Source organism: Qipengyuania pacifica, from assembly GCF_019857205.1.
In the GTDB taxonomy this organism is placed as follows: domain Bacteria; phylum Pseudomonadota; class Alphaproteobacteria; order Sphingomonadales; family Sphingomonadaceae; genus Qipengyuania; species Qipengyuania pacifica.
The window spans coordinates 206039-213945 of sequence record NZ_JAHWXO010000007.1 but is presented as its reverse complement, the minus strand read 5'-3'; the positions used below and the strand labels follow the sequence as shown (position 1 = coordinate 213945).

At 58.6% G+C, this 7907-nt stretch carries 6 protein-coding genes; 1 reads left to right on the top strand and 5 read right to left on the bottom strand.

Annotated features, from left to right (window positions below; translation table 11 throughout):
* Positions 1-78 precede the first annotated feature (78 nt).
* The 5 genes from KYK83_RS12700 to KYK83_RS12680 form a co-directional block, all read right to left on the bottom strand.
* The gene (locus tag KYK83_RS12700; RefSeq protein WP_067506369.1) at positions 79-2811 is read right to left on the bottom strand and encodes a TonB-dependent receptor; all 2733 of its coding nucleotides are present in this window, start codon (positions 2809-2811) and stop codon (positions 79-81) included.
* A gap of 166 nt (positions 2812-2977) precedes the next feature.
* Positions 2978-4048 (bottom strand): acyl-CoA dehydrogenase family protein, encoded by a 1071-nt coding sequence (locus KYK83_RS12695; protein ID WP_006834193.1) that lies wholly within the window; start codon positions 4046-4048, stop codon positions 2978-2980.
* Positions 4049-4066: 18 nt separating this feature from the next.
* A complete protein-coding gene (locus KYK83_RS12690; protein ID WP_063511641.1) occupies positions 4067-5278 on the bottom strand; it encodes an acyl-CoA dehydrogenase family protein in 1212 nt (403 codons plus the stop codon).
* Between the two features lie 68 nt (positions 5279-5346).
* Positions 5347-5673 (bottom strand): 2Fe-2S iron-sulfur cluster-binding protein, encoded by a 327-nt coding sequence (locus KYK83_RS12685; RefSeq protein ID WP_006834191.1) that lies wholly within the window; start codon positions 5671-5673, stop codon positions 5347-5349.
* A 28-nt stretch (positions 5674-5701) separates the two neighbouring features.
* Complete coding sequence (locus KYK83_RS12680) at positions 5702-6964, bottom strand: cytochrome P450 (protein ID WP_063511642.1); 1263 nt, start codon at positions 6962-6964, stop codon at positions 5702-5704.
* Positions 6965-7174: 210 nt separating this feature from the next.
* Here KYK83_RS12680 and KYK83_RS12675 point away from each other — a divergent pair, with 210 nt between their 5' ends.
* Positions 7175-7894, top strand: coding sequence for a FadR/GntR family transcriptional regulator (locus KYK83_RS12675; RefSeq protein WP_225982198.1), 720 nt, complete (start codon positions 7175-7177; stop codon positions 7892-7894).
* The last annotated feature ends 13 nt before the right edge of the window (positions 7895-7907 follow it).

Here is a 7907-nt window from a genome sequence, read left to right as displayed (position 1 = left end):
GTCGTGAGCAAATAAAAGTTCGAAAAAGAGGGCTCGACACAGCGAAGCGCCGAACCCTCTTGCAATTAGCGAGTAAGTTTAAAACTTGCCGCGCACGGTGATGCCGTAAGTCCGGGGTTCCGCAAGAAAAGCGGAGAACGTTTGTTGCGGAGCCACGAAAGGCGTGTTGAAGGCCACCTGCGTATACCCAACGTCAAACAAATTATTGACCCATCCCTCGATCGCGAAGCGATCCGCAATATTGGTCAGACCCACACGCCCGTTCACTACGACGAAGCTGTCCTGTTCCTTGCCGAAGAGCAGGTCGGAGCCGGTGTTGTAATCACCAGCCATACGAGCGTTCACGAAGACCAGGCCTTCGAGCCCACTGTCGCCGATTGGCGGCGTCCACGTAAGCGACGATGTTGCCACGATCTCTGGTGCATTCGACAGGTTGTCGCCTGGCAGCAAGCGTAGTGCGGGGTCGAGCGGTGCCCCGGTATCGTCCCCGATAAGATTGTCTTCAAAGCTCGTATCAGAATAGGTGACGCCAAGGGTAATATCCAAATCACGAGCGGGCCGTAGATAGGTTTCGATCTCGACACCTTGAGCGATCAGACCTGGTGCAACTTCATCGGAAGAGCATGCACCGGTTGTCGCGCTTGCGTCTCTGTCGGCCCCGCCGAGATCGCTATCGCAACTATTGACCGTCTGCACAATGTAGAACGCCCCATTGAACGTGTTCAACTGGAAGTTACTGAACTCTTGCCGGAAGCCTGCAATGCTAACCCCGAACTCGCGTGTCGAGTATTTGAGGCCGATCTCATATGCATCGACTGTTTCTTCATCGAACTGCAGCGCGGCTGCCGAGATATTGGCCGGATCGAACGCAAGCGGATTTGACAGTGCAGACCTGTCGAGGTTGAAACCGCCCGCCTTGTAGCCGCGTGAATACGAACCGTAGACTAGCAGATCGGGAGTTGGCTTCCAGCTCAGGATAGCCGTGCCGGTAAACTCCTCTTCTTCGCGCGAGTCTTCGAGAGAAACTCCATCGAGCTCCGATGTCGAATTGCCTTGGCAGGAAAGGCTGATGATACCACCGGCCAGAGGTGCCAAAGTCGGAACACCCAGAAAGCCTCCGAGCAGATTGCGGTTTGTCGGACAAACCGTGTTGTCGTTGCGGAAAGTTGCGTCGAAGTCCTTGGTTTCGTTTGTATAACGAAGCCCCAGCGTCAAATCGAGCGTATCCGTGATCGCAAAGATATTATGCGTGAAGAACGCGAAGTTCTCACTCGTCTGATTGTAGACCTCGCTGACCGTTCCCAAATCGCTGATGCTTGCAAGGTTGTTGATACCTGCGAGGATCGCCGGGGTTGCAGCGCCGAATGCCGGGCTTCCGGTCAGCGTACCGTCCAATGCCGCCACGTTGGCACCCAGGCAATTGGAAGCCCCCGGATTGACCAAAGCCGGGTTGATCGCGATAGCGATGCGGCACGCTACGAAATTGCCGTACTGGGTGCCGAACCGCAGATTGTCACGCACCTGCAGTTCTTCATTGGCGTAATACGCGCCGATCAACCAATCGAGTTTGCCATCGAAGGCCTCACCGGTAAGGCGCAGTTCCTGAGTGAATGTTTCAAAGTCTCGAGCAAGAGCATTCTCGGTCGGAGCGCGGTAGAGAATATCGACAGTAGTGTAATCGGTGTCAGATCCCTGGCTGTTGGCATATTCACGGTAGCCCGTGATAGACGTCAACGTGACGTTCCCGAAATCCCAATTGATCTCAGCCGAAATACCGTAGTCTTCGGTTTCGCCTTCATAGCTTCTGCCCGGCGTAGGGTACAGGTCGCGGTTGAATGTATCCTGGGTGAGGGCACGCGGATCCTGCCCAAGCGCAAGCAACACGGGAACGATCGGATTTGCGGTACTCGTCAGGGCGGCCCCATCCGATGGCCTCGTAAAGGGATCAAATCCAGCGCTGATCCGTGCAAGCGGAGCAAACTCGGGCTGGACGAACGTCGCGGCACAGCACGCTTCGTCCTTTTTGGAATAATCCCCGACAAGGCGAATGGACAGGTCGTCATTGGGTTCGAACAGGAGCTGACCGCGGACCAGATAACGATCGCGATTGTTGATCGTCCCGCCGTTGGTAATATCGTTGTAGAAGCCGTCGCGCTCAAAGTAAACGCCGTCCACACGCGCAGCTACGGTGTCGCCAAGCGGAGCGTTTATGCCACCTTCGACGCGGATCGCATCATAGTTGCCATAAGTGAAGGCCCCGTATGCGCTGAAATCGAACTCGGGCGGTGCGGTGTAGATATTGATCAGGCCTGCCGATGAGTTCCGCCCGCCCAGAGTACCTTGGGGACCGCGAAGGATTTCGACCCTGTCGATAGGGCCGAGCTCACTCAGGGCGCTTCCCGAACGAGAGCGATAGACTCCATCGACAAAAACCGCGACCGAACTTTCCAGACCAGGGTTGTCGCCGACCGTGCCGATACCGCGAATACGCGCGGAACCGTTAGCTTCGTTGCCGGTGGAAGACACCAGCAGGGACGGTGCAACCTGGTTCAGCTCACGTATGTCGCTGGCGCCCGAATTCTGGAGGGTTTCTCCGGAAACAGCTGACACGGCGACTGGAACATCCGCCAAGACCTGCGATCGCCCTTGCGCGGTAACAATGATTACGTTTTGGTCTTCGACATCGGCCCCTTCAACCAGATCCGCATCGGGTTCGCCAACATCCTGGGCGAAGGCGGCTGTCGGTGTGAAGGCAAGTGCCGCTGCCAATGCACCAAGGGCGCAATGGTGGCGTGATGGAAATCTTTTCATGTGCCTCTCCTCTAAGAATGTGCCCCATCCTAGGCACTAGTCGATGTTAGAAACGATGCCGATAAGCGCGTTTCATTTCAAGACTTGGTAGATGAATTGACGGATTATTTCACATTGTCGACAAGCATGTGGCAAAAATGCCATGCAGGTCACTACATGCAGGTTTCTAGTAGCCAGACAGCTTGGAAAATCGGTCCTTTAACCAGCTCGACGAACCGAAGCTCTGCTCCAGCACGCGGGCGCGCTTGAGATAGAAGCCGACGTCGTACTCATCGGTCATGCCGATCCCGCCGTGCAGCTGGATGCCCTCGTTTGCCATGGTGTGCATAACGCGGTTGGCTTCCGCCTTGGCGATGGTCGCCGCGCGCGCCACGCCGAAGCCGGCATCGACGGCTTGCAGGCCCGCCTCGACCGCGCTGCGCATCTGGGCGAGATCGGCGAAGAGGTCCGCCATGCGGTGTTGCAGCGCCTGGAAGCTCGCCAGCACCTGGTTGAACTGCACGCGCTGCTTCAGATAGTCGAGCGTGTCGTCGAACACTTGCTGCGCCATGCCGAGCATTTCGGCTGCGGTGAGCACGCGCGCGCGGTCGAGCACGTCATCGAGCAGGTTGTCGCCGCCATTGGCGAGCTTCTCCGCCGCCGCGCCGTCGAAGGTGACGTCGGCATGGCTGCGCTGGTCGGTCAGCTTGCGGGTGGTGAGCGCGACGCCGTCGCCTTTCTCGACCAGGTAAAGCCCGTCCTTCGCCGCGACGACGAACAGGTCCGCACCATGCGCTTCATGGACGAAGGCCTTGGTGCCGCTCAGCTTGCCGTCGGACACACTGGTCTCGATCTTCGCAGGATCGTGGCTCGGCCCTTCGTCGACGGCGAGGGTGGCGATGGCCTCGCCGCTCGCCAGCCTGGGCAGCCACCTGGCCTTCTGCTCGTCGCTGCCGCCAAGAACGATCGCCGAGGCGGCGACGGTGTTCATCACCAGCGGGCTGGCGGTGAGCGTCTTGCCGAGTTCCTCGACGACGAGGCCCGCGGACAGGAAGCCGAAGTCCGACCCGCCATGCTCTTCGGGGATGATGACCCCGGCCCAGCCCATCTGCGCCATCGTCGCATAGGCGTCGCGGTTGAAGGCTTCGGGCTCGCCGCTGGCGCGGACCTTGCGGAATTCGGTGACCGGGCTTTCGTTGACGGTCCATTCGCGCGCCATGTCGCGCAGCATTTCCTGTTCTTCGTTGAGAACGGCCATTGTCCTTGCTCCCCTCTCTTACTGGTGGTCGAGCATGCCGAGCACGCGCTTGGCGATGATGTTGTTCTGGATTTCGGTCGAGCCGCCATAGATGGTGGTCGCCTTGCCGAAGAGCCACGCGCGCACGGCCTCCAGCTCGCCGTCCGAAAAGCCGTCGCCTTCCCAGCCGAGGCCCTGCAACCCGCGGATTTCGATCAGCAATTCGCTGCGTTCCTGGCTCAGCTTGGTGCCGAGCTTCTTGAGCACAGAGCTGATTTCGGAGACGCCGCCAGCTGCCTTGCTCTCTTCCATCGCGCGGCGCGCGGTGAGCAGGAAGCTGTTCCAGCGGATTTCGAAATCAGCGATCTTGTCGCGCAGCACCGCATCGGCGAGTTCGCCGTCGGCGCCCGTCGGCTGGTACTTCTTGGCGATATCGCCAAGGCTCTGGCCCATGAGACGGGCGAGGCTGCCGCCGCCCGAGATATTGGTGCGCTCGTGCTGCAGCAGGCGCTTGCCGATGGTCCAGCCCTGGCCTTCCTCGCCGACGAGGTTTTCCTTGGGCACCTTCACGTCGGTGAAAAAGGTTTCGCAGAACGGGCTGGTCCCGCTGATCATGGTGATCGGGCGAACTTCGACACCGGGCTTGTCCATGTCGATCAGCATGAAGCTGATGCCCTTGTGCTTGTCGCTCTTGTCGGTTCGCACAATTGCAAAGCACTTGTCGGCCCATTGGCCGCCGCTGGTCCAGGTCTTCTGGCCGTTGACGAGGTAGTGGTCCCCCTTGTCCTCGGCAAAGGTCTGGAGGTTGGCAAGGTCGGAGCCGGCATTGGGTTCCGAATAGCCCTGGCACCAGCGGATCTCGCCGCGGGTGATCGGCGGGATGTGTTCCTTTTTCTGCGCCTCGTTCCCGTATTCGAGCAGCGTCGGCCCGAACATCATGACGCCCATGCCGCCGATCGGGTTGTAGGCACCCGCCTTGGCGAATTCCTGGTCGATGATCTTGGCCTGCGCCTTGGTGAGGCCGCCGCCGCCGTATTCCTTCGGCCAGGTGGGGGTGCCCCAGCCGCGCGCGCCCACGGCTTCGCGCCACTTGGTCTGCGCCGGCGTTTCATTGGTGGGGCCGTCCACGCCGGCCAGCGCGTTCGACTGGCCCTTGAGTTCGGCGGGAAAATTGTCCGCCAGAAACTGCTGCACTTCCGCGCGGAAGGCGTCTTCGTCGGTCTGGGTTGCGGGCTCGATTTGTGTGGCCATGGGTGTTTTCTCGAAGAATCAAGGAAAGACAGATAAGAATGTAGGCTACGGGGACGAGGATCCCTCCGTCAGTATTGTTGTTCGGGTAGGTGAAGAACCAATCCATCCAGCATCGGCTTCATCGGAATCTGACAGGCAAGGCGACTGTATTCAGTGGTGCCTTCGGCGAACTGCAAGAGGTCGGCCTCCATTCCATCATGCATAAGCCGACCCACCTTGTCGATCCATTCGGGATCGACATGCACATGACAGGTCGCGCAAGCACATACCCCTCCGCAATCGCCATCGATACCCGGCACGTCATTGTATAGCGCCGCTTCCCTGGCTGTCTCGCCTTCTTCTATTTCGACCTCCCGTCGCTCACCATCGCTAGCCACGAACGTAATTTTGATCATCTTGAACTCCGCATTTCGATCTCGAGAGTCAGCGGGCGCGGAGCCGCACCGGCAGCCTGGTGATTCCGCGGACGAGGTTTGAAAAAAGACGCTCTGGTTCACCTGTAACCTCGACCCGGGAAAAGCGCTTGTGAATTTCTTCCCAGATGATCCGCAGCTGCAGTTCCGCGAGCCGGTTTCCCATGCAGCGGTGAATGCCATAGCCGAATGAGAGGTGATGGCGCGGATTTTTGCGGTCGATGATGAACTGGTCCGCGCGCTCGATAGCACTCTCGTCGCGGTTGCCTGACAGGTACCACATCACCACCTTGTCGCCCTTCTTGATCTGTTTGCCGCCGATCTCCCAATCTTCCAGCGCGGTGCGGCGCATATGAGTGAGGGGGGTCTGCCAACGGATGATTTCCGGAACCATTTTGCTAATGAGCGAAGGATCCGCGTCGAGTTTCGCGTACTCGTCCGGGCTTTGGTTCAAGGCGAGCACGCCGCCGCTGATGGAATTGCGTGTTGTGTCGTTTCCACCGACGATCAGCAGCATAAGATTGCCGAGAAACTCGAGGAACGGCATGTCGCGCGTGGCGGGAGAATGAGCCATCATCGAGATGAGGTCGTTCTTCGGCTCCTCGTTTATCCGTTCGTCCCACAGAGTCTTGAAATACATCGCGCAACCGATGAGTTCTTCGCGCCGCGCCTCGTAGGATTCGACGATCCCGGTTTCAGGTGCCGCAGTTGCTACATCGGACCAGCGCGTCAGCTTGCGCCGCTCCTCCCAAGGGAAATCAAACAAGGTTGCCAGCGTCATCGTCGTCAACTCGATCGCAACCTTATCCACCCAGTCGAAATCTTCGCCAATCGGGAGTTCATCGAGAATCTCTCCCGCGCGCTTGCGGATGATCGGCTCGAGCAGTTGCAGGTTGGACGGAGCCACTGCCGGAGTCACCGCCTTGCGCTGCTGATCGTGCTTGGGCGGGTCCATCGCTATGAACATTTCAAGTTCGAGCGCGCCTTCCACCGAATGCATGTCCTGGATTGCAATTCCGCCTAGCTTCGCTTCCGAAGAGAAGACCTTATGATTGGTGTCCACCGACATGATGTCGTCGAACTTGGTAATGGACCAGTAAGGGCCGACATAGCTCTCGCGGCAGTAGTGGACAGGTTCTTCGGCGCGCAACCTGTCAAAAAATAGACCGATGGTATCGTTCTGAAACAGGCTTGGCCGGGCCACGTCGATTTCCTCGATCGGAATTGACGCGATCCTCGCCGCGGCATCCGGCTCGGCGATCTGGCTGTCCATAAGAACTATTCCTTCTACATCTCAGGCCTGATCGGCCTTCAGTCATCCTTAAGGGAGACATCTCGTGCAGTCAATAAATCGTATACTCTTTTAGTCCCTTGCAGACACCAATCCCATCGGATAGTGTGCCGATCCAGCGAAGGTTTGCTAATATCCTTATACTGTTTATTCGAGAGGTGCGGGTGTGCTGATGAGTGGCGGATGCCGGCGATGAAGAAGGCCAAGCGTGCCCTTTCTCTTGCGCAAAGCATCGTGCGGGACATCGAGGCGGGTCGCCATAACCCGGGTGACAGGCTTCCGCGCGAGGATGAAATGCTCGCGCGTTACGAGGTTGCGCGCGCAACTTTGCGGGAGGCTTTGCGGTTCCTGGAATTGCAAGGGGTCATCCATCTCCAGCTCGGCCGTGGTGGAGGTCCCGTCGTAGCCCGTCCGCAGACCGGCGATTTTGCAAGCAGTTTGTCATTGATTCTGCATTTCATGGAAGCCGATTTGCGTGGTTTGCTTGAATTGCGCGAAGCAATTGCTCCCGATGTCGCAGGGTATGCAGCCCAGCGTGCAACTACCGCTGATCTCAGCGCGTTGGCAGGGTGTCTGGCGGAATTGAGGCATCATGAAGCCTCTGATCAATTCGAGGAACTTAATCGCAGATTTCACGACTTGTTGGGTTGGGCGAGCGGCAATCCGCTGTTCGGTTTGCTGACCTCTGCGATGCATCTGTTGACCCGCGAGTTTTCCCATTCGCTGGGATATTCGGCACAGGAACGGGCGGTGCAGATGAAGTTTCTGGTGCGGGTGCTCGAGGCAGTGCGGACTGGCGACAGCGCCGCGGCCCGTCAAGCAATGAGCCGGTTGGTGGCCGGCTCTGCCGTCTATCTTTCGGAGCGCAGTCCCGAGCTGGTCTCGCAGCGGGTGCGGTGGGGGCAGCTGTAGAATTTTCAATAGT

What these genes read in the sequence shown, in the direction of transcription:
- KYK83_RS12690 (WP_063511641.1), bottom strand. Translation starts at nt 5,278, where the DNA reads ATGGCCACACAAATCGAGCCCGCAACCCAGACCGACGAAGACGCCTTC.
- KYK83_RS12675 (WP_225982198.1), top strand. Translation starts at nt 7,175, where the DNA reads ATGAAGAAGGCCAAGCGTGCCCTTTCTCTTGCGCAAAGCATCGTGCGG.
- KYK83_RS12680 (WP_063511642.1), bottom strand. Translation starts at nt 6,964, where the DNA reads ATGGACAGCCAGATCGCCGAGCCGGATGCCGCGGCGAGGATCGCGTCA.
- KYK83_RS12685 (WP_006834191.1), bottom strand. Translation starts at nt 5,673, where the DNA reads ATGATCAAAATTACGTTCGTGGCTAGCGATGGTGAGCGACGGGAGGTC.
- KYK83_RS12695 (WP_006834193.1), bottom strand. Translation starts at nt 4,048, where the DNA reads ATGGCCGTTCTCAACGAAGAACAGGAAATGCTGCGCGACATGGCGCGC.
- KYK83_RS12700 (WP_067506369.1), bottom strand. Translation starts at nt 2,811, where the DNA reads ATGAAAAGATTTCCATCACGCCACCATTGCGCCCTTGGTGCATTGGCA.